Below are 21,763 nucleotides of genomic sequence, written 5' to 3'. Positions count from 1 at the left end.
CATGAGTATTGAAATGACGCTTCCGCTGGGCGGCGCAGTCAACCCGGGCCAGCATCGCCTCAGCCGAGTACAGATTGTTAACTGGGGAACCTTCCACGGGCTTCACGATCTGGCCGTGGACCGAGCTGGAACACTGGTGACTGGACACCCTGGCGTGGGCAAATCAACCCTTTTTGATGCCATGGGTCACGTCTTTTTTGCTACCCCGCGACTGAACGAATCGGCCAATGACGCGGCCACCCGCGAAGACCGCCGCACCACGTTCTCCTATATGCGTGGCCGCCAGTTCAAGACCACCGAGGGTACCGTCTATCAACGCCCTGGGGCTACGTGGAGCGCCATCATCCTCAGCTATGACGATGGCATGGGCAATACCGTAAGTGCCGGAGCTGTCTTTGATCTGCCCGATGCCGGCCTAGAAGGCCAAGTTTCCAAGCACTATCTCTTGTGTGAGGGGAAGGTCGAGATTGCTGAGCTGGAAAATCATGGTCCGCGCCGTTTCACTGTCTCTTCACTGTCCAAGGCTCTAGCGCCGAGTGAAGCCTTCGACACCCACAAGGCCTTCATTGAGCGTCTTCGTCGCCGGCTCGGGGTCGAAAGCGATAAGGCTTTCGCTCTGTTACGCACCCTGCAAAATGGTAAGGGCTTAGCCAAGGGCGTTAACCAGTTCTTCCGTCACGAAGTACTCGAAGAACCTGCAACGCTCAAAGCTGCGGCAGCTGCGGTTGAAGACTTCGCCCACCTGCGTGGCATTTACCGTCAGCTGGATACTGCCCGGGCCCAACGAGATGCGCTGGCCGAAGTTCCACACCAGGATCAGGCCTACCGTCAGCTGGCCCAGCAGATTACCGAAACCCGGCAGCTGCTCGAAAGTGATGTGCAGGATCTGGAAGCCCAGGTCCGCCAGTTAGTCCTACGCAATGATCTGCAATCGCATCAAAGCGAACTGGCAACCTTGCAGTCTGAAGAAGAAGAGCTACGTACACGCAAAGAACAGCTCGATGATCAGCTGCAGTCCTTAGAGGCTGCCCACGATTCTGCAGGTTCTGCCTCGCTGATGCTGTTGGAACGCGAAGCAGATGTTGCCCGCAAGGCGTTGAGCGAAAAAGAAAACACCATCCGCGCCTTGCAGCAGCAAGCCTCGGATGCGGGGTTGAGCTTTGAATTCTCTGCCACGGGTCTAGATGAGTTGCGTGCCAATGCTGCCCGAACTTTGCAACAGCTGGCTTCCATCACCCAGGACGCTCAAACCGTGGAATATGAGGCCATGGCGTCCTTGGTTAACCTACGCAAGCGAGCCGAGACCCTGGCTGAACAGATCCGTTCCTACCAGCGTCGTGCCAGCAACATTGACGATCGATCTATCGCCGCACGCCGCGCCATCGCCTCTGCCTGCTCGTTGCAGGAAGAGCAGTTGCCTTTCGCCGGCGAGCTCATGGACGTTTCGGCAGATGCTTCGACCTGGCGATTGGCCGCCGAGAAGGCCTTGCATTCTTTGGCCCGCACCCTATTGGTCCCCGGTGAACTCATCTCTCAGGTCACCCACGCTATCGACCAGCTTGATGGTCTGGGACGGGTGCGTTGGACCGATATCTCCCAGCAACCCAAGGATGCTGAAGCAGGCCCAGCTGACCTAGTCACCAAACTCGACTTCGCTCCCGGCGAGGCCGGTACTTGGCTCAAAGCAAAGATCACCGCAGACTATCCACTGGCCTGCGTCGACACCGATGCCGCGATGCATGTGCATCCCAAGGCCATCACTCCAGCTGGCACGATGAAGACCGGTAACGGAACCTTCGAACGAGACACTCGTGGGCTTCCCGCCTCAGAGTACTTGCTCGGATTCACCAACGAATCAAAGATCGCTGAGCTTGAGTCCAAGGCTGCCCGCCTTGAAGAGAAAATAACGAAGGCCCAAGCCTCTGCCGATGAGCGCAGCGCTGCCAAGAACAAGGTCGTCGCCAAATCACAGTTGCTGAAGGCCATCATTGCCGATGAACGTAGCTTCACCCAGCTAGATTCTTCACCGGCGTTGGAAGCTCTGCGTCGTGGCGAACAGAAACTCGGTGACGCCCTCTCGCTCTCGGGCGATTCCTCGCGCGTACGTCAGCAAATTGAAGCAGCTAAGGCAGAAGCAGAAAAGCTCGTCGGGGACCTGGCACTGGTCCGCTCCCGTATTCAAGACCTACAGTTGCAGGTCCAGCGAGCCGAGCAAGTTTTGTCCACTGCGCAAGCTCCAGGTGTTGATTGGGAGCAATCGATCCCACTCTCGCTACGCCAGCATCAGTTACTGGGACCGGTGCTCGATCAAGTCATTTCCGGGAACTGCCCCTCGAGTGAAAACATCAGTGAGGCGTTCGCCGAGGTCAAACTGCAGCTCGGTAGCCAGATGAATTCGCTGAACAGCCAGCGCCAAGAAATTGGTAGCACGCTCAGTGAAACTTTCCGCCGCTTTGCCCGCGACTTTGGCACCTCGCACGCCCAAACTCACGGTACCTCTGCCGAGGCTGCTGAACACTACACCCAGCTGCACGATCAGATTGTTGCTGACGGTTTGCCACACCACGAAGCGCAGTTCCGCGAATACTTCGCGAATCGCTCCTACGAGCGCTTCAGTGACCTGTTGCAGCTGCTTGATGAAGAACGCCGGATGATCTCTGAACGCATCAAACCTCTGAACCAGATTCTGGCTGAGGTGACGTTTGAGCATGGATCCATTCTGCGTTTGGAAGTGCAGAATGCTATTCCTGTGGAGGCTGGAAACTTCCGCAAGGAACTGAAAGATGCTTTGCAGGAGGCTTACACCACCAAGGATGAAACGACCTTGGCGACGTCGTATCAGGCATTGGAAGCTCTCGTGACGGCATTGAGCGATCCGGCACTTAATGCGTGGCGTTCCACCGTATTAGATGTTCGCCAACACGTGATCATTAGCTGTAACGAGCATAAGACCAATGGCGAAATCGAAACTGGCTTGGAGCCAGGCACCCTCTCCGGTGGTGAGGGTCAACGTTTCACTTCCTTCATCATGGGTGCTGCTTTGGCGTACCAGTTGGGCTTCGCATCGGCAGGGTTCACCTCCTTTGGCACCGTGATGATCGATGAAGCGTTCATTCAGGCAAACTCTGAATATGCTGCTGCCGGCATCCGTGCCTTGCAAGAATTCGGTTTCCACCTGGTGCTTGCTGCCCCCGAGGACAAGATTGATCTGAGCCGACATCTTGGGTCGATTACCGACATCATCAAACACCCTGGATCTAATATCTCGGGCTTCGTGACCACCGGACGTTCACCGGCAATGGCCACCACGATCACGCTACGTAACTAGCGCGCTAAGCACGAGAAAAGGTCGGGTTCGGAAATCAGAGACTGATTTCCGAACCCGACCTTAGTCGTTGAAACTACTACCACCGTTGACTTTTACTCGGTGGCCAAGCCTTCAACGGGTGAAAGCTTCGCTGCCCGACGCCCTGGCGTAATCGATGCCAGCAGGGCTGCGATCACGCTGATGGCAAGAACCGCTGCCAACTGCCACCAAGGGATCGAGTAGGTCATCGTTCCCATAGATGACAACGCCGACTGCGCACCCAACAAACCGTAAATCACGCCGAGGATCATGCCCAGCAATGCTGCTACGCCACCGATCAGTACCGCTTCGGTAGCCAGCATGCTGCGTAGCTGCTTCTTCTTCAGGCCCAGCGCCCGCAGCAGTGAATTCTCCCGGGTGCGTTCAAGCACCGAGAGGCTGAGCGTGTTAGCGACACCAATCAAGGCGATCAGCACAGCCACTGCAAGCAGCGCCGAAACAATGGTCAGCAGCACGTCAATGATCTGAGTGAACATTGACTTCATCACCACACCACCGTCAATCATCGAAGAATCCACACCGGTGATGTCTGAAATTTCAGTGACTAGCTCATTGATCTGCGAGCCAGCGACACCGGAATCTACCTTGACGATAATGCCTGGGTACGACTCTGGATCCTTAATGTCCAAGGTCTTGAACGTTTGGCTAGTCACCGGGTTTCCTGAGAGCAACGCACCCGACTTCTTGATCTTCAGCGTTTTACCGCCGATCTCTACAGATTTCAGGTCGGTATTCCACTGCGACAAGACGAGTTCGCCATTTTCTGGCACAACGCTCTGGTCCAGAACCGTCTTGGAATATTCTTGTGGATCAACCGCAAGCAGTTGCAAGGACACCGGGTCGCCTTCAGTCAGGTTCACTTCGGCATAGGAACTGGTGAACGTCGACGTCGCGCTGACTCCATCCACGGAGTCGATCTTCTTGGCCAGTTCATCAGCCTTAGCCTTACTGGTCGTCCCGTCGTAGAACGACACCATCATGTCCACGGGATATTCCGCTGCCACCGAATTATTCAGGCTGGCTTTAGCGGTCTGCCCACCAACCATAATCATCGATACCAAGGTCACGCCGATGAGCAATGCGGTTGCCGTAGCGGTGGTGCGCCCTGGATTACGTACTGCGTTCAGTGCTGCCAAACGACGGGAAGTCGAGTTACCGGCAACCAGCTTGCCAATTCCTGCGACACTGCTCGGTACGAACAGTGAGGCGAGCATCAAGATACCAGGGAATGACACCAAACCTCCGAGGAAGGCGATGATCAGATCGCCCTGGATTGCACCGTAGATCAACAGGGCTGCACCGATCAGGGCGAGCAGGGCACCAATGACGATGCGCACGATGCCTGCACGGTTCTTCATGCTGGCTGAGTCAAAGGGACGCAGCGCTGCCAACGGTGCCAGTTTCATGGCTCGGCGGGCAGGCAGGCTAGCGGCAATGACCGTCATCAAGATACCGACAGCGATCGGAACGATGAGACCCACAGGAGTCAGCGCCAAGGTGGCATAGGACATGGCCGGCACCAGGGCGTGCAATAGCTGGATGAGTCCGCTCATCAAGGCGATGGCTAGCAGGACGCCAATCACCGAAGCGACAATGCCGATGACCAATGCTTCGAGCAGTACCGAGCTGCGGATCTGTTTGCGCTTGGCTCCAAGGGTACGGAGCAATGCCAATTCGCGGGTACGCTGGGCAATCACCACGGAGAAGGTGTTGACCACAACGAGGCCCGTGACGACCAGTGCAATCAAGGCGAAGATGATCAGGATGACGCTCAGCTGGTCCGTGCCATCGGTCATTTGTGCGACTTCGTCAATGACCTTTTGATCCGCGGTGACCACAGCCATGTCACTCATCTTCTGCTGTGCAAAGTAGTCTTTGAGTTCCTGTGCGACAGCGTCGGTTGAGCCTTCACTGTTGATCACGATGTCACTGAACATGGCACCGTCACCGGCGAAATGGCTCCAAGCTTTTTCGCTCATGCCGCCCAAGGCGTAGGCAGAAGTCTGCGGGTTAGTCGAGGAACGCTGAATACCGACGATGGTCATGTTTTGGCTCTTGCCCTGGTCATCGCTCAAGGCCACAACATCACCGATGGAGATGCCCATATCCTGCGCATGTGAGGCGTCGATAATCATCTCGTTATTGGATAGTGGAGCACGGCCTTCGAGCAGTTCCATGCCACCCAACCCCTGCTTTGGGTCCACTGGCTGAAGCTGTACGGTGTAGCCGTTATCAGCGGTATGCAGCTGACCGTAGGCGTATCCCAGCCCATAGGCGGTGGATACTCCGGGCAGTTCTCGGACACCGGTGATGTCTTTAGCAGTCAGGTCTACGGTCTGGCCCTCATCTGCGCTCGGGTCCGGGTTCCAGTAGGCCACCAAGTCAGCGTGCTTGTAAGAATCCCCCAAGGAATTCTTCAAGGTTGCCTGAGTTGATGAGTTCACGGCTAGGGTGGCCGCAAGGAATGCGGTACCGATGGCCACGGCCAGCACGACGGCGATATAGCGTCGCGCATAGGTTTTGATATTTGAAAGAGCTACGTGCAACATCGATTACTCCGCCAATGAGGCAAGTGCCTCGGACACGGTAGCCACGGTGGGCTCCTCGATGGTGCCAACGATGGAACCATCCTTCATGAGCAGGACAGTGTCAGCGTAGGATGCTGCCACCGGATCATGGGTGACCATGATGATGGTCTGACCCATTTCGCGGGTCGAGGTACGCATCAAGGACAACACCTCGGCGCCGGTTCGCGAATCTAGGTTACCCGTTGGCTCGTCACCAAAAACAACTTCAGGGCGGGTGAGCAGTGCACGGGCCACGGCTACACGCTGTTGCTGGCCGCCGGAGAGTTCATGTGGCTTGTGGGTGAGGCGATCACGCAGTCCTAAGGCATTGATGACGGTGTTGAACCATTCTCGGTCATGTTTTTTGCCGGCCAGGGACAGTGGCAACAAGATGTTCTCTCGTGCGTTGATGGTGGGCACCAAGTTGAATGACTGGAACACGAAACCGATTTGTTCGCGTCGCATTTCGGTGAGCTGATCGTCGCTGAGCGAGAGCAGGTTCTTGCCACCGATGATGATTTCTCCGCCGTCTGCTGAGTCCAATCCAGCAAGGCAGTGCATCAGGGTTGATTTGCCGGATCCGGAGGGACCCATGATGGCGGTGAAGCGAGAACGGGCGAAAGAAACGTCGACTCCTCGAAGGGCTTCGACTCGGGTGGTGTCGTGTCCGTAGGTTTTGGTCAGCCCACGCGCGGCGACCGCAAAGTCAGTTTTTGGCAGTGTTTCAGAAGTCATATCAAAAGAATATAAATTTCCTAGCCAGAGGGGCATCAACCAACAGGCTTGACTTGCTTGGACAGTGCATCATACTCAGGTATGACCCAGCCACAACAAAACTAGGTCACAGGTTATTGGACCGGGTTCTTTCGGTGTTTCCGCCTAACAACCGTGCTGATGTTCGGTACTTTGATGCGATGCGGGTTCAATCTGAAATGTCGAATGTTCAATACTGATCGTGAAGTGGTCAGCCACGCATTTTTGTAAGTTTTTCAAAAGATCTCCAGCCACTCCGGCAGAGAACATCGAGTCTTCAACGACCACATGGGCAGTGAGTACAGGTAAGTTCGAAGCAATTTGGCTGGCGTGCAAATCATGGACTGCAATGACACCTGGTTGATTCTCTAGATGCTCCCGCACAGCCAGTAGGTCCAGTCCTCGCGGCGTGGATTCCAAAAGAATGTGGGTTGTTTCGCCCAGGAGTTTCATGGCTCGCGGAACTATCAGGGCACTAATCACGAGAGCCGCAATCGAGTCTGCGCGCATCCACCCCGTAGTAGCGATAACGATGGCCGCAACGATCACGGCAACTGATCCCAGAGCATCATTAACAACTTCAAGGAATGCAGCGCGCATGTTCAAGTTGTTCTTTCGGCCAGCAGAAATGATCCACATGGAAATGACATTTCCGAGCAAACCGATCACACCAAACCACAACAGACCCGTTGGGTGAATTTCTGCCGGGGCAAACAAGCGGCGCACTGCATCGATGGCAGCGTAGATTCCTACGGCCAGCAGCAGTGCTGACTGAACCGTTGCCGAGAGAACTTCGGCGCGACGAAAACCCCAAGTTCGTTTAGTGGTGGGCTTGCGCGCAATCAAATTCGCTGCCGTAAGGGCAAGGAGCAATCCGAGCGTATCGGTGAGCATGTGAGCAGCATCGACAAGCAACGCTAGCGAACTAGTGACGATTGCCCCGATCACTTCGGCAACGAGGATGCTCGCCGTGATTGCGAAGGCCCAGGCCAGTCGTGTCCGGTTCGCGTCCGTATGGTCGTGGGAGTGACCATGTGAGTGATCATGCCCCATGCTTAAACACCTGCTGTCCGTTGTGCGTGCGCTTCTTGCCAGTGATGCTCTGATGCTTGCCCGGGAATGAGCTGCACCGCAACAGAGAGTAATTCGTCCAGAGACTCCGGCTGTCCCAGCGAATAGATGCTCGATCGCCCTTGAGCGCGGACGGTGACCAAATCTGTGTCGCGCAGGCAGGCTAGATGTGCGCTGACAGTGCTTTGAGCCAGTCCAAGATGCTCGGTAAGTTCGCGGACTTTGTGTTCACCGGTTTTCAGGTGTTCAAGGATCAGCAAACGCGTCGGATCAGCGAGGGCATGGAACAAAGCTGCTTGTCGTGTCTTTCCGTTACGATCGATCGCCTTATCGCCCTTGGACTCTATTATCGCCATATAACGATGATAGTTGTTTGTTGGGAAAAGCTAAACCCCTTCACGCGGTCAATCAGCAATACGGGATCGTCGCCACTGAAGTGATAGTTGCAAGGACTTCGGAATGTTACGGCAGCGCAGGCACGAGAGGTACTTTTGCCAACCGAGGTAGCGTATCTTCTTAATCAGTTCTTAGTTTTGATTCATAGCGAAACGCAAGGACACAGGTCTTGGAATCATCACAAACACCCGCTGCCATCCGCCACCAAAAACACTTACCAAACACTGAAGATTCTCTTCCGTTTACGCCCTTGACCTCACTCAATGCGAAGATAGAACCATGAACGAAGATCTTGTTATCGGTGACGATGGTCTTGCCCGCCCGCAATGGGCAGCAACCAGCGACATGCTCCGCGCCTACTATGACACTGAGTGGGGCATGCCGGTGCGCACCGAGTCCGGGGTATTCGAACGTCTAAGCCTAGAGTGCTTCCAGTCTGGGCTATCGTGGGCCATCATCCTTTCTAAGCGCGAAGCTTTCCGAGAAGCGTTCGCAAACTTTGACCCCGAAAAAGTCGCACTATTCACCGAAAACGACTTTGAAAGCCTCATGGACAACCCCGCGATTGTGCGCAACAAGCTGAAAATCCGCGCCACGATCGCCAACGCGGAAGCCACACTCATGATGCGAGAGGAAGGTGGGCTGGCTGATTTCATCTGGTCATTCAAACCAGAAGAAACTCCTGCCCCGCGCACGCTGGCGGAGATCCCAACTCAAAGCGTCGAGTCGAAAGAACTCGCCAAAGCGTTGAAAAAACGCGGATTCAAATTTGTTGGCCCAACCACGATGTTCGCACTGATGGAAGCTATTGGAATGGTGGATACGCATCTCGTTGGTTCGCATCGCCGGAACAGTTCAGGAATTTGGGCCTAATCCCGCATGGAACTACGCCTCAAATCCGTGGGGACTCTGGATATCGCTCACACGCTATCCGTGCTGAGCATCCATTCCTTACCGGCTCAAGAAGAGATTGATACAAGAACTGCTGAAGTCCACCGGATTCTGCGCATTAAAGACACCCTTGTTGATGTCTACCTGAGATTGGATGATTCAGGAATCTCTGTCATTCACGATGCGCCCGCGAGTCTTGTGCCTCGTTTGCAAGCGACTATTGACCATTGGTTCGGCCTGACGCAAGACACCGCAACTGCTTATGCATCATTCTCGGACCTCGCCGGCTTCAAGGAATTGTCCGAGGCATATCCGAATCTACGACTCATCAGTTACCCGGACCCATTTGAGGCACTTGCCACCACGGTCATCGGTCAACAGGTATCTTTAGCTGCGGCTCGTACACTCGCCGGAAGGTATGTAGAACATCTTGGCGAGGAACACCCTTCAGGACTGCGCGCCTTCCCCACTGCCAGAGCCACCGCGAGTCTTAGCCGAGGTGAAATTCAGTCCATCATTCGGTGTCCGTTGGCACGAGCTACAACTTTGCATACCGTATCCACCTGGTCTCAAGACTGCGGACAAGACCTTGTTCACCAGCCGACAGAATTCCTCAGCCAACTCCTGTCTTTACGCGGAGTAGGTCCGTGGACTAGAGACTATATGGCGCTACGTGGGTTACGTGATCCACAGATTTTCTTGGATTCTGACTTAGTGGTCAGACGCGCACTCAAAAATCTGGCTATGCCCGACTTCAGCAGCTCTTCACTGCCGGCCGATTCAAAATATCTCGCCACGTTACTGCTATGGGCCTACGACGCCGAAAAGCGTTAACAATGAAAAAGGAACCTACCAAGGTGTGCAATCTTGGTAAGTTCCCTTTTCTGCGACTCGGGCGACTGAGCAGGTCACCCGATTCCCTATTCCCCTTATTCAAGCCGGCTGAGCCGACCACTAGGTCGAGGTGAGCAGCCCCGAACCGTAGCGAACTGGCCGATGATATCGGTCAAGTTTGTCGCTTCTCCCGACCACACACGGGAGAAGCTCTGGAATAAGCATAACCTAACTGACCCCAATAACGTCAACCCCAGATCACCTAATTTTGATAATTTTCTATTAGGCACGTCTAACTTCACCAAGTGACGCTAGATCTGTGGCTTCAGACAGCCCTCTAGTCGGCGAAAATCTTGCCAACCTCGGTGCGCTTTTCAGCTTGGAAAGCGTCTTCGGCTCGGCCAAAGGCCCAGTAGGCAGATAGCGACATATCGCGACGGTCAACACCACGCTCATCATAGAAGTAAAGACGAAGCCTCTTCATGACTTCACGCTCACCGTGGGCAAAAACCTGAACACGCCCCTCCGGCCAGGGGTACTCACGCACAACATTTTCCAGAATGGTGCTCTGTGGGGTAAACGGAGCGTCACGATGCAACCACCGAACTTCCACGCCCACGGGTCGAACAAGTTCCATCTCGTCGGCGGCGTTCTCCACCTCGATAACAGCCAGCCCCTTCATCTGAGGTGCCATGGCTTCCAGAGCCGCAGAAATAGCGGGAATCGCCGTCTCATCACCAGCAAAGAAGTGGAAATCGAACTCATCGTTAGGCACAAAAAGCCCTCCGGGACCGACGAAACAGATGGAAGAACCAATCTCAGTGTCGCGAGCCCACTGGCCAGCAAGCCCCTCTTCACCATGAACGACGAAATCAACCTCAATGGTTCGCGCTTCATGGTCACTACGACGCACGGTGTAGGTGCGACGCACCGGCATGTCTTCCGGTGCTAGTTGACCGCGTAACTCATCCATGTCGTAGGGCATCTGCAGGCCCAGTTCTGGCTTGGCAAACAAGAACTTGACGTAACGATCCGTCGCCTCTTTGTCGACGAAGTTCTCAAACCCAGGTCCACCAAGGGTCAGACGGACCAAATGTGGTGCAACCTGTTCTCGTTTAAGTACCTGCAAAACAACCTGAGGACGTGCAGGTCGAGCTTCGGTTCGTGGACGTCCGCCAGCTGGCTGTGACATTTCATCACTTCCTGTCTTAATAAGAGTAGATAGATCAATCCTAATTGACAGGAGCGTCAGTGGTTACTTCGGGAAGGTCGATGCACCTTCAAAAGCGCTCAGACCCGCACGTTCTTCAGGGCTCAACCGCTGAACTCTCGAAGTAGATGGGTCAAAGTAGGCCAGCGTCGTTGCAGCTTTGACACATAGGTAATCCTCAATTGGGTCCCGGAACTCGTAGCAAATATCAAAGCTGGCAGGTTTGATGTTGGCTACCCACAGATCTACGTTGACGGGAACATTGCGGTATTCCAACGGTTTGGAGTACCGCACGCGATGCTCAACAACCAAGATTTGTATACCTTCGGGAACCGCAGAGAAAATATCCGCCTGAGGTTCAACACCAGGTGCCCCAGTGCCTCCCGGTACTCCAAACCCTGCGATACGTGCTTCTTCCATCAGCCTAATGAGGTTGACGTTATTTACGTGCCCATACGCATCCATATCGCCCCAACGCATGGGTACCTGCACACGAAGCATCGGTCCAGCCATAAGCATTCTTCCTTCTACAATTTCTTCGTATCAGCCTCAACCAGACCTTGCTTCACCAGCTGGTCCAGTATCCGCGCGCCATCTGGTTCATAAATCCAACGCACACCTGGGGTGGTGCGTCGCAATTCATTTGAACGACCACCAGCTAATACTGCTTCGGAAGGTGTCAGCTGACGAATCACGATCGCGCGAACAAGTTCGGGATAGCGACGGGCAAATTCAGCATAAATGGCTGGGTCGTGCTGCCCATCATCGCCAATCAAGACCCACGAGATATGCGGAAATTCCTGAGCCAAACGCCGCAACTGGTCAACCTTATGCTGCATGCCGCTACGGAACCACGAACGATCTGTCGGCCCCCAATCGGTCAGCAGTAAGGGGCCTTCAGGATAGAGATTGCGAGAGATGAAGCGTTCCAAGGTTTGGGCAACGTTCCATGCTCCGGTGGAGAGATAAATCATTGGTCCGCCAGGATGTTCTTGACGCACCTTTTGAAGCATGACAGCCATCCCGGGCGTGGCAACGCGAGCATGCTCAGAGAGCACAAATGAGTTCCAGGCAGCAAGCAACGGGCGTGGCAGGGCCGTGACGACGACGGTGTCGTCGACGTCGCTGATCACGCCAAATTTCTGCGCCTGATCAATGACCATAATGCGGGCTGTGGCCTCATCACCATCATGGGCCTGAAGATGTACTTCATTCCACCCTGCTGGCAGGTCGACCGATAGTTTCACATCAATGACGCCACCACGGTCTGCTTGCACTTCGAAGCGCTGCTCACCGACCATGATGCTGACTTTGCCGAAGGGCAGGATTGGCGAGATGAAATTTCGAAAGCCTCGGATCCCGTCGGCAATGACTTGGGCTCGATGTTGCCCAAATTCGAAAGCGCCGGGACCGGCAAGAACTACGCGTGCCAGAACACGAATCCAACCACCGTCATTGCCGGTTGATCCATATCCGGTATAGGGCAGAATAACCGCCCCTTGCCCCTTAGCCAGCGCTCGTTTTGCACGCCAATTGTGAAAACTGTCTTCCACACGCGAGGCAACGTGACGAGCTCGTTGATCAGTCGAAATGTGACTCATGTTCACAGTCTTTCATGTTCTCGCCAAACCTTGGAAAACGACAAACCGCTGGAGCAAACTTCGCTCTTTACCTAGTTCAGAGTCGACTGTCTAGGAATACGAGTAGAACCCTTCACCGCTCTTGCGCCCCAAGTGACCAGCCTGAACTTTTTGGGTGATCAGCGGATGAGGCTTATCCGATTCTTCTCCCGTTTCAGCGAACGTCGCCTGCGCGATGAAATCAATGACGTCCAGGCCCACCATGTCCATCAATTCAAAAGGACCCATGGGGTGACCAAGCGCCGTTTTGGCAGTGGTATCGATATCTTCAATGCTGGCAATTCCTGCGTGGGCCAGGTTTAGGGCTTCAGCGTTGATGGCGCCCATCATGCGGTTGGCGATAAAGCCCGGGATTTCCTTATTTACTAGGACAGGTTGTTTGCCAAGCTGAGTAGCCACCTCGGTAACGGCTTTTATGGTTTCATCGCTGGTCTGCTCGTTGCGCACTACCTCAACGCATTTCATCACCAATGCAGGGTTGAAGAAGTGCATATTGCAAACCTGCTCCGGACGCCCGCTGGCTTCGGCCACGCGCGAAGATGGCAAGGTCGAAGAGTTCGTCGCAAGGATGGCGTGATCTGGCGCGTGTTCTCCCAACGTCGCAAAGATCTGTTCCTTGATATCAAGCCGCTCCACGGCAGCTTCAATCACGAGATCTGCACTGCTGGCGCTGTCTACGAGATCGGTACTCTGGCTCAGGCGAGTCAGCGCTGCGTCGACGTCAGCTGACTCAAGCTTGCCCTTCGCGATCCTCGACGCGGCCCATGACTCTAGCTGATTGCGGGCAGCTGTTAGAGCGTCGTCAGAAATGTCCTGCAAGATCGTCGAGTAGCCACCCAAGGCGCAACTCATGGCGATTTGCCGGCCCATAGTTCCTGCACCAATAACCAAAATACGTTCAATCTTCATTGATTTTTCTTCCCTTACCTGTGGGTTACAGTAGGCAGATGCTTTGACACACTTTGAGCAGACAGAGATGAATTACTACCTGCTGATTCTGAATCTACCTGCATTATGTCCGCATCCGCTGTTTTTGAACTCTTCACGCGAATGATCTAAGGCAAGTGCATCGCACCCAGCCCCAACCACTTTCGAAAACAGCTGTGGCGTGGGCTAGCGGAACGCCGGTACGCCGGTGAGCTTGTTGCCCAGAATCAGTGTGTGCACTTCATCGGTGCCCTCGTAGGTACGTACCGATTCCAAATTGTTGGCGTGGCGTAGTGGAGAGTAATCCAAGGTGATGCCATTGCCGCCTAGGATCGTGCGGGCTTCGCGACAAATTTTGATCGCCTCCCGGCAGTTGTTCAGCTTACCGACCGAGATCATGTGCAAATCTAGGTTCCCGGCGTCCTTCAACCGGCCGATGTGCAGGGCCAGCAAGAACCCCTTATTGATTTCCAATGCCATGTCGACCAGCTTCTGCTGGGTCATTTGGTACCCAGCAAGCGGCTTATCAAACTGAAGACGCTGCTGCGAGTAGGCAAGAGCATCTTCAAAAGCATCACGAGCTGCACCCATGGAACCCCAAAGAATTCCGTAACGGGCTTCGTTCAGACAGGAGAATGGGCCTTTTAGGCCTGTGACATTAGGTAAGACCGCGGTACCTGGCAGTCGCACATCAACGAGGTCGATTTCGCACTGGATTGAAGCTCGCATGGAGAGTTTCTGTTCGATTGGGGTCGCGGTGAACCCTGCGGTATTTGTTGGTACGACAAATCCGCGGATTCCTTCGTCGGTCTGTGCCCAGATGACTGCTACCTGCGCCACGTTGGCCAGGCCGATCCAGCGCTTGGAGCCGTTGATCACCCAGTCATCGCCGTCGCGGCGGGCGAAGGTCTTCATGCTTGATGGGTCCGAACCTGCGGTGGGTTCGGTCAGGCCGAAGCAGCCGATGGCTTCGCCGGCTGCCATCTTTGGCAACCATTCTTGCTTCTGTTCTTCGGAGCCGTGCTTGTAGATAGCGCTCATAGCTAGCGAGCCCTGGACCGAAACGAAGGTGCGCAGTCCCGAATCGCCTGCTTCCAATTCTGCTCCTGCGATGCCGTATTCCACGGCAGAGCGACCGGCGCAGCCATAGCCGTTCAAGTGCATGCCCAACAGGCCCAGCTTGGCCATTTCCGGAACGATGTCCAGCGGGAAGACCGCGTCGTTGTACCACTGGGCGATATTCGGCTTAATGTGCTCTTTCACGAAACCACGCACGGTCTCACGCAAGGCGATCTCTTCACTGCTTAGCAAGGAATCGAAGTTGATCAGATCGGAGGGATCAAGGGCGTGTTCAGTGTTGTTCATTGTCGCTCCTTAGCGATTTAGCGATAAGTCTTGAGTTCGAAAAGTTCTTGGTGCTGACCATGGGCCGGTGGTGGGGTCCGATATTGCGCGGCTGTGCGTGATAGTCCGATGGGACTGGCAATATGTGTTGTTGGTTCTCCCGTTTCGGGATCTTTCATCTCCGCCACCGGTTCCAGCCCCAAGTCTTGTGCGAACTGTAAAGCTTCAGCGATGGTATTGACCTTGCCCGCTGGCACCCCGGCCGACATCAACTGCTCGGCCCAGGTTGCTGCGCTGCGTTGAGTAGTCACATTTTCAATCAATATCTTCAGCTCTACGCGGTGTGCAACCCGATCAGCGTTGGTGAGGAATCGAGGATCATCGGCGAGCGCCGGGGCGCCAAGTTGATGGCACAGGGCAGAGAACTGCCGGTCATTGCCCACGGCGATGGCAACAACTCCATCGCTGGCCCTGAAAGTTTCATAGGGTGCAATGCTTGGGTGGGCATTACCCATGCGGGCTGGTGATTGTCCGGTAGCTAGCGTGCTACTGGTTTGGTTGGTCATCCCGGCTAGTACCGAGCTAAGCAGATTAATACTGACGCGTTGCCCTTGACCGCTGCTTTCTCTTTCCCGCAGGGCTAGCAGTATTCCGGCGACAGCATTTTGTGCAGCTAGCACGTCAACCAGGGCGACCCCCACCTTGCTAGGGGTGCCTTCTGGTTCCCCGGTGATACTCATCAGTCCGCCGACGGCCTGAACGAGGAGATCAAAACCGGGCAGCTCGGCTCCTTGCTGTTCCCCAAATCCGGAAATCGAGCAATAGATGAGCCGCGGGTTCTGTCTTTTGAGGCTTTCGTAGTCCATCCCAAATTTACTCAGAACTCCGGGGCGGAAATTTTCCACGAGGACGTCAGCGTCTTGGATGAGTTCTTGGAGTCGTGTCAGGTGGTCTGCATTGGTGAAGTCAGCGATGATCGATTCTTTGTTGCGGTTCACCGACCAGTAATAGGTGCTGACGCCGTGGGCTGTTACCGGTGGAATCCATCCGCGAGTTTCATCCCCTGCCGGGCTTTCAACCTTGAGTACCTGTGCACCGAAGTCACCCAGAGTCATGGTGCATAGTGGTCCGGCGAGAATGCGTGAGAGATCAATGACTTTGATCCCCTCTAATGGTTGGCCCAACCTGTCACCTCAATGTCGTCCACAGCAAAGTAGTTACATGTTGCATGTAACTCTATGTTGCGTAGTTCACTTTTAGCAAGAGGTGTCAGAAGAGGACGTGTTGCTAGGAAATCAAGTCATTCAGGCGATCTAGGAATGGTTGCGCTTCCATTCCTTCGGTCCGCGAGCAAATGGAACGGATCAGCATCTGCGCAGTTCGCATAATGTGCTCTCGTACCGCAGTGGCAGCAGCCGGTGCATCTTGCGCAAGAATTGCTGCCATGATTTCTTCACGATCACCGGCGAGCTCCTGGGCGCTACGAGCATAGGGGATCGTGGTCTGCCCATGCGCCAGGACCAGGTTCCGCAACTCCCCCACCACGCCGTCCAACTTTTTGTTGTTGGCCAGCCCTAGCAGGTAGAGGTGGAATTCTCGGTCGGCTTCGAGAGTCGCGCGGCCATCTCCGGTGTGTCCGACCTGCAATAGTTGTTTATGAAGTTGAGCCAGCCGTGCACGGTCATCATCGGTGGCATTGATGACTCCGCGGGCCGCCGCGGGTGGTTCGATGGCCAATCGCAGTTGGAAGACTTCAACGATATCTTCTAAAGAAATCTGGTTGACCCGAACACCGCGGTTTTTGGCGACGGTGACAATTCCTTCTTTTTCCAACAGCTGTAAGGCTTCACGCACCGGAGTGCGTGAGACACCGAGTTTCTCGGAAATGCCGATGGCTGAATAGTGCTGACCGGGAGCCATCTCCCCTGCAACGATGGCCGCTCGAATCATCGTGGTGACCTGCTCGGTCAGCGAGGCTTTGGGCGCGATCGGTTGCATGCTACTCATGTGCAGAAGCTTATCGTGATTCACCTTTGCGACAAGGATGCGCCCTGCAAACATCGCGATGCCAAGGCCGTATACACCTCGCGTGACTATGCCATTGGTGCTTTTGAATGCTGAACTAGGGACGTTGCAGGTTTCGTTTCACTGTTGTCGACGCGACCCGAGGTTCGAGTGCAACCGGTGGCACGATAAGCTGACACGGTGAGTGAGCAACCAGCAATCTGCGAACATTCCTACGCCGAAGAACTACGTGTCGCCGCGCTACACGCGGCTCGAAGTGCAGCTGATCTACTGCGCTCTACCTTCCGCACTTCGGTAAATGCCGAACATAAAACCAATACTCATGACTTGGTCACCGAGATTGATCGGCGCAGCCAACAGATCATTACCGAATCTTTGCTCACGACGGTGCCTAGCTCTTGGGTCCTAGGAGAAGAAAAGATCTCTGCCCACTCCGGTCAGCAGACTCCTGGAAGTGTGCAATGGATAGTTGACCCCATTGATGGGACCAGCAACTTTGTCCACGGCATTGCCTTCTTTTGTATTTCTATCGCAGCCGCAATAGACGGACAGCTAGTTGCCGCGGTAATTATTGATCCGATTTCAGGTGACGAATTCACCGCTAACCTCGACACGGCGCTGCTCAACGATGTTCAGCTCAACCCAGCGATGCGTCCAGCACAGTCCCAAGCCAATCTCATGACCGACTATCCAGGGGCCGAGTCATTAGAGCGAGACGGTGAGCTGGCACTACAGCTCTTTGGCCAGTGGATACAGGACTTCGCCACGGTGCGGCGCAAGGTCAGCGCCGCCCTAGCTCTAGCCCATGTGGCTGCCGGCTGGTGCGATGCCACCATAGGTTTTGATACCAAGGTGTGGGATGTGGCCGCCGGAGCCCACCTGGTACGCATGGCTCATGGTACTTTCCGAGGATTGTCTTTCGGGCATGCGGATCTAGCTGATCACGAGTGTCCAGGATTTATCGCTCAAGGTCCAGGAGCAGACTATCCATCGCTGGATCGCGCCGCGCAACATATCCACCAGTTGCGCACTCGTGGCACGGCTGAAGAAGTCTGACAATAGCTAAGTTCCGCCTCGACCCCTCGGCTTAATACCGATTCGGACGTATCATAGCGACATGGAACCACTATTCCACCGGACCGCACACTCCGCCGTGCGGCACCATGGAGGCGGAGGAGTGATCCTGGGAGGCCTCGGAGCAATAGCTCTCTTCGGCGCCTTCGCAGTGATGTTGGCTATGCAGTCTTCGGACTGGGAGCCACTGCTCATCGGTATTAGCATGGGCGTTTCCGCAGTACTCTTTGGCGTGGTGTATCACTTCACGCATTAGAGACTGACGCTAAAAGATAAGACTGTGGCCCCGGACGCTAAGCATTCTTAACGTTCCGAGGCCACCATACTGTCCGCTACTCTTTGCTCCCTTTACAGGTGCGTTGGGGCAAACATCTTCAGCAGAGTCTTGACCACAATGACATTCGGTCCCTGCTCAGCCAACGCTTCTGTGAGCGCTGCACCGATTTGATCCACCGCTACCTCGCGAGCTGGTACTCCAAAGGACTGAGCCAGCGCCACGAAGTCAGGTCGTGCCAACTCGGTGGCGGTTGCTTTGCCAAAGGCACCTTCCATATATTCGCGCAGGATGCCGTATCCACCGTCATCAACAATCAGCCAGGTCACCGGAGCTTGATGTTGCTTGGCCGTGGCCAGCTCAGCAATCGAATACATCGAGGAGCCATCACCGCTGACCGCGAGTACACGCTGCCCGGTGCCAATGGCCCCGCCAATAGCCGCAGGGAAACCATAGCCTAGCCCGCCGGCACCCTGGGCCGAATGGAACTGCCCATCTTTGGCGTCCCAGCAGCTCCAACCCCAGTAGGCGGCAATGGTCATATCCCAGAAGGTCTGCATCGACGCTGGTATCGCTTCACGGATATCGGCCATGAACTTTCGTTCCTTGGCCAAATCTTGCCCGTCAAGACGCTCCTGAATTTTCTCCAGAGTGTCAGCTACCACCTGCTGGGGGCTGCGGCCATGCCACGAGGCCCGGGAAGTGAAACCAGCGGCTTTCAGATCCCGGTCGAGGAACTTCAGTGCCTCGCGAGCATCGGCACGGATACCCAGTGCCGGAGTATTAGATTCCAGCACCCGCGGTTCAGCATCAATCTGAATCATTTTGCCGCGCGGTTCCATGGTGAAGTAATTACTGGTCACTTCTCCCAATGCAGAGCCGATCACCAGCAGTACGTCGGCATCTTCCATGACCTCGGTGGCGTGGCGATCTTCAACCCATGACTGCAAAGACAGCTCATGGTTCCAGGGGAAGGCTCCATTGCCGCCGGGGCTGGAAAGTACCGGTGCCTGCAGGGTTTCGGCCACCGCGAGTAGTTCTGCCTGTGCCCCGGCACGGCGTACACCGCCACCGGCGATAATCGCCGGGCGCTGAGCATCCGAAAGCCAGTTGATCGCTTCGCGAACCAGTTCTTCACGGGGTGGGTGCTCATAGGCTTCAGCTAAAGCATCCTGTACCGGTGGAACCATCACCTGTGCGAGGAGAACATCCTGTGGCACTTCCACCCAGACCGGTCCCATAGGCACGGTGATGGCCCGAGCCCATGCATCCTGAATAGCCGAGGGGATGCCCGAAGCATGGTGGACGGTTTGCTGGAACTTGGTGACGTTGGCAGCCGAAGCCTTCTGGTCATCAAGCTGGTGCAGCATGCCTTTGCGTCGTGCACCCAATCCATCTAGTGGAATCTGGCTGGCCACGACGACCATGGGCACACCGGTGGCGTACGCTTCCTGCAACCCGGCCAGGGAAGTCAGTGCGCCTGGTCCGGTGGAGAGGAAGAGTACGCCCACTTCGCCGGTGGCACGGGAGTAACCATCGGCGGCGAAGGCGGAGTTGTTTTCTACGCGCGAGGAAACGAATTCCAAGTTGGAACGCGACAGCGCGTCGAACAGCCCCAAGGCGTGCTGTCCGGGGATGCCGAACACAGTTTTGGCGCCCAGCGCGCTCAGGGTCTCAATGACCAGGTCGCCACCATTGCGTTGGGGCTGTTCGCTCATTACTTGTTCAGCCCCTTGTTGGAACGGAAGTCGCTGATCAGGGAGATCAGGTCGTAGGTGACGTGGCTGGCGGCGACGCCGGTCAGTTCTGCGTGGTCGTAGGCTGGCGACACCTCAACGATGTCGGCGCCCACGATGTTCAGTCCGCGCAGGCCACGCAGGATTTCGAGTAGTTCACGGCTGGTGATGCCGCCGGCTTCTGGAGTTCCGGTGCCCGGTGCGTGGGCAGGGTCCAGCACGTCAATGTCCACCGAGATGTACAGCGGACGGTTGCCAATGCGATCACGCAGCTTGTCAACGATTTCGCGTACACCCTGGTAGTAGACGTCCGAGCTGGTCACGATACCGAAGCCGAAACGCTTGTCGTCTTCCAGGTCTTTCTTGCCGTAGAGCGGGCCGCGGGTACCTACGTGGCAGATCGCCTCGGTATCCAGGATGCCTTCTTCGACCGCACGGCGGAATGGAGTGCCGTGGGTGTATTCGGCACCGAAGTAGGTGTCCCAGGTATCCAAGTGGGCATCGAAGTGCAGCATGGCCACCGGGGCACCGGCGCGCTGCGAAGCTGCACGCAGCAGTGGCAGTGCGATGGTGTGGTCGCCACCGATGGTGACCAGGCTTGAACCATCTGCGGTCAGTTCCAGAGCTTCGTCCTGGATGGTTTCAATAGCCTCGTTGATGTTGAACGGGTTAACTGCGAGGTCACCGGCGTCCACTACCTGGCTCTGCGCAAATGGTGAGGTATCGGTGGCTGGGTTGTAAGGACGGATCAGGCGCGAGGATTCACGTACGTGGTTGGCGCCGAAGCGGGCTCCTGGGCGGTAGGAAACGCCGGTGTCAAAAGGTACACCGATGATCTTGATGTCGGCGTTTTCAACCTGGTCAAGGCGTGGCAGGCGGGCGTAGGTTCCAGCGCCTGCATAGCGTGGAATAACCGCTGCGTTGATTGGCCCTAGGTGGCCGTTTTCCTCAATGCGGACTTCTTTCATGTTCTTGCCCTCCCGGCGCTTGACGACATTAATCGCAGTTGCCTAATACGAAACTTCAGTTTCCTATTATGCTATTTTGTTATCGAAGTCACGTCAAGATACACGCACCCAAATCTGAGACTATTACCCATAAACCCGCTTAATGCATTAGATGCCGTGACCCTATAAGGGTCACGGCATCTAACAAGGTGCAATCGGTGCAAAACCTGCCTTCAAAGATCCGTCCTGCATTTCTGCTGCGCAGGAATCCGGACTTAAGACAAGGGTGGTTCGCGGTAGTTTTTGATACTGGCCTTAACAAGTGAACGGTCGAGCTCATGGATGGCCACCGCAAATCCAGCAGAAAGTACCAAGGACTTCAGCATGAGTTCCGAAAGGTCATCGGCCACATAGACCAACTGAATGGGGCCCACAAGGATGAGTAAGATGATCATCCACAGGCCATAGGACCAGGAAACATGAGATTGAGCCATTTGCGGGAAGCGGGCGCGACGTCGAATCGTGCGTAGCCCGATGACCACAATCACCACCGCGATAATGACTGCGCCAATGAAAAAGAAATTACGTTGCGTGCGAATCCACGTCAGGGTGGTGCCGGCAAGAACGCCAACAAGCACCGAAGCCCACCAGCCGATGCAACGGAGCTGATCCCGTGCACCAGTTTCCTCGCTTGTCCTCACGCCACT

The 21,763-nt window shown here is 55.4% G+C and carries 19 protein-coding genes; 5 read left to right on the top strand and 14 right to left on the bottom strand.

Going from position 1 to position 21,763, the window contains the following annotated elements:
* Position 1: 1 nt before the first annotated feature.
* On the top strand, positions 2–3,328 hold the full coding sequence (locus QMQ05_RS03030; protein ID WP_345472891.1) for an ATP-binding protein: 3,327 nt from the start codon (positions 2–4) through the stop codon (positions 3,326–3,328).
* A 92-nt stretch (positions 3,329–3,420) separates the two neighbouring features.
* On the opposite strand, the gene QMQ05_RS03025 is transcribed toward QMQ05_RS03030, so the two are convergent.
* The 4 genes from QMQ05_RS03025 to QMQ05_RS03010 all read right to left on the bottom strand — a co-directional run bounded on the left by QMQ05_RS03025 (position 3,421) and on the right by QMQ05_RS03010 (position 8,114).
* On the bottom strand, positions 3,421–5,916 hold the full coding sequence (locus QMQ05_RS03025) for an ABC transporter permease (protein ID WP_345472890.1): 2,496 nt from the start codon (positions 5,914–5,916) through the stop codon (positions 3,421–3,423).
* A gap of 3 nt (positions 5,917–5,919) precedes the next feature.
* Positions 5,920–6,669 (bottom strand): ABC transporter ATP-binding protein, encoded by a 750-nt coding sequence (locus QMQ05_RS03020; protein WP_345472889.1) that lies wholly within the window; start codon positions 6,667–6,669, stop codon positions 5,920–5,922.
* 144 nt (positions 6,670–6,813) lie between these two features.
* Positions 6,814–7,740, bottom strand: a complete 927-nt coding sequence (locus tag QMQ05_RS03015; RefSeq protein ID WP_345472887.1) for a cation diffusion facilitator family transporter — start codon at positions 7,738–7,740, stop codon at positions 6,814–6,816.
* A gap of 2 nt (positions 7,741–7,742) precedes the next feature.
* On the bottom strand, positions 7,743–8,114 hold the full coding sequence (locus QMQ05_RS03010) for an ArsR/SmtB family transcription factor (RefSeq protein WP_345472885.1): 372 nt from the start codon (positions 8,112–8,114) through the stop codon (positions 7,743–7,745).
* A 319-nt stretch (positions 8,115–8,433) separates the two neighbouring features.
* Between QMQ05_RS03010 and QMQ05_RS03005 the strand changes: the two genes are divergently transcribed.
* Together QMQ05_RS03005 and QMQ05_RS03000 are read left to right on the top strand one after the other, a co-directional pair.
* Positions 8,434–9,027 carry a DNA-3-methyladenine glycosylase I gene (locus QMQ05_RS03005; RefSeq protein WP_058255545.1) on the top strand — a complete coding sequence of 198 codons (594 nt, stop codon included), beginning with the start codon at positions 8,434–8,436 and terminating at the stop codon, positions 9,025–9,027.
* Positions 9,028–9,033: 6 nt separating this feature from the next.
* Positions 9,034–9,879 (top strand): DNA-3-methyladenine glycosylase family protein, encoded by an 846-nt coding sequence (locus QMQ05_RS03000; protein WP_345472881.1) that lies wholly within the window; start codon positions 9,034–9,036, stop codon positions 9,877–9,879.
* Between the two features lie 337 nt (positions 9,880–10,216).
* Here QMQ05_RS03000 and QMQ05_RS02995 read toward each other — a convergent pair whose 3' ends face one another.
* The 7 genes from QMQ05_RS02995 to QMQ05_RS02965 form a co-directional block, all read right to left on the bottom strand.
* A complete protein-coding gene (locus QMQ05_RS02995) occupies positions 10,217–11,071 on the bottom strand; it encodes a siderophore-interacting protein (protein WP_345472879.1) in 855 nt (284 codons plus the stop codon).
* A gap of 63 nt (positions 11,072–11,134) precedes the next feature.
* Positions 11,135–11,602 carry an acyl-CoA thioesterase gene (locus QMQ05_RS02990; protein WP_345472877.1) on the bottom strand — a complete coding sequence of 156 codons (468 nt, stop codon included), beginning with the start codon at positions 11,600–11,602 and terminating at the stop codon, positions 11,135–11,137.
* A 14-nt stretch (positions 11,603–11,616) separates the two neighbouring features.
* Positions 11,617–12,690 (bottom strand): App1 family protein, encoded by a 1,074-nt coding sequence (locus QMQ05_RS02985; protein ID WP_345472875.1) that lies wholly within the window; start codon positions 12,688–12,690, stop codon positions 11,617–11,619.
* A gap of 90 nt (positions 12,691–12,780) precedes the next feature.
* Positions 12,781–13,638 carry a 3-hydroxyacyl-CoA dehydrogenase family protein gene (locus QMQ05_RS02980; protein ID WP_345472873.1) on the bottom strand — a complete coding sequence of 286 codons (858 nt, stop codon included), beginning with the start codon at positions 13,636–13,638 and terminating at the stop codon, positions 12,781–12,783.
* Between the two features lie 204 nt (positions 13,639–13,842).
* Positions 13,843–15,021, bottom strand: a complete 1,179-nt coding sequence (locus tag QMQ05_RS02975; protein ID WP_345472871.1) for an acyl-CoA dehydrogenase family protein — start codon at positions 15,019–15,021, stop codon at positions 13,843–13,845.
* Between the two features lie 17 nt (positions 15,022–15,038).
* On the bottom strand, positions 15,039–16,184 hold the full coding sequence (locus QMQ05_RS02970; protein WP_345472869.1) for a CaiB/BaiF CoA transferase family protein: 1,146 nt from the start codon (positions 16,182–16,184) through the stop codon (positions 15,039–15,041).
* 103 nt (positions 16,185–16,287) lie between these two features.
* Entirely contained in the window at positions 16,288–17,007 is a 720-nt protein-coding gene (locus QMQ05_RS02965; RefSeq protein WP_345472867.1) for a GntR family transcriptional regulator, read from the bottom strand.
* Positions 17,008–17,205: 198 nt separating this feature from the next.
* Here QMQ05_RS02965 and QMQ05_RS02960 point away from each other — a divergent pair, with 198 nt between their 5' ends.
* On the top strand, positions 17,206–18,081 hold the full coding sequence (locus tag QMQ05_RS02960; RefSeq protein WP_345472866.1) for an inositol monophosphatase family protein: 876 nt from the start codon (positions 17,206–17,208) through the stop codon (positions 18,079–18,081).
* A gap of 61 nt (positions 18,082–18,142) precedes the next feature.
* Complete coding sequence (locus QMQ05_RS02955; RefSeq protein WP_141686298.1) at positions 18,143–18,355, top strand: hypothetical protein; 213 nt, start codon at positions 18,143–18,145, stop codon at positions 18,353–18,355.
* 92 nt (positions 18,356–18,447) lie between these two features.
* Here QMQ05_RS02955 and QMQ05_RS02950 read toward each other — a convergent pair whose 3' ends face one another.
* The 3 genes from QMQ05_RS02950 to QMQ05_RS02940 form a co-directional block, all read right to left on the bottom strand.
* Entirely contained in the window at positions 18,448–20,091 is a 1,644-nt protein-coding gene (locus tag QMQ05_RS02950; RefSeq protein ID WP_345472865.1) for a thiamine pyrophosphate-binding protein, read from the bottom strand.
* Positions 20,091–21,077, bottom strand: coding sequence for an agmatinase (gene speB / locus QMQ05_RS02945; protein WP_345472864.1), 987 nt, complete (start codon positions 21,075–21,077; stop codon positions 20,091–20,093). Before speB ends, QMQ05_RS02950 begins: the two co-directional genes overlap by 1 nt.
* Positions 21,078–21,331: 254 nt before the next feature.
* Positions 21,332–21,757: a hypothetical protein gene (locus QMQ05_RS02940; protein WP_345472863.1), complete on the bottom strand. Its 426-nt coding sequence runs from the start codon at positions 21,755–21,757 to the stop codon at positions 21,332–21,334.
* Positions 21,758–21,763: the final 6 nt, after the last annotated feature.

The sequence above is a fragment of the Glutamicibacter sp. B1 genome, from assembly GCF_039602135.1.
Taxonomy (GTDB): Bacteria; Actinomycetota; Actinomycetes; order Actinomycetales; family Micrococcaceae; genus Glutamicibacter; species Glutamicibacter ectropisis.
Note: the sequence above shows the minus strand (reverse complement) of the source record. Positions and strands in the feature narration are given on the sequence as shown.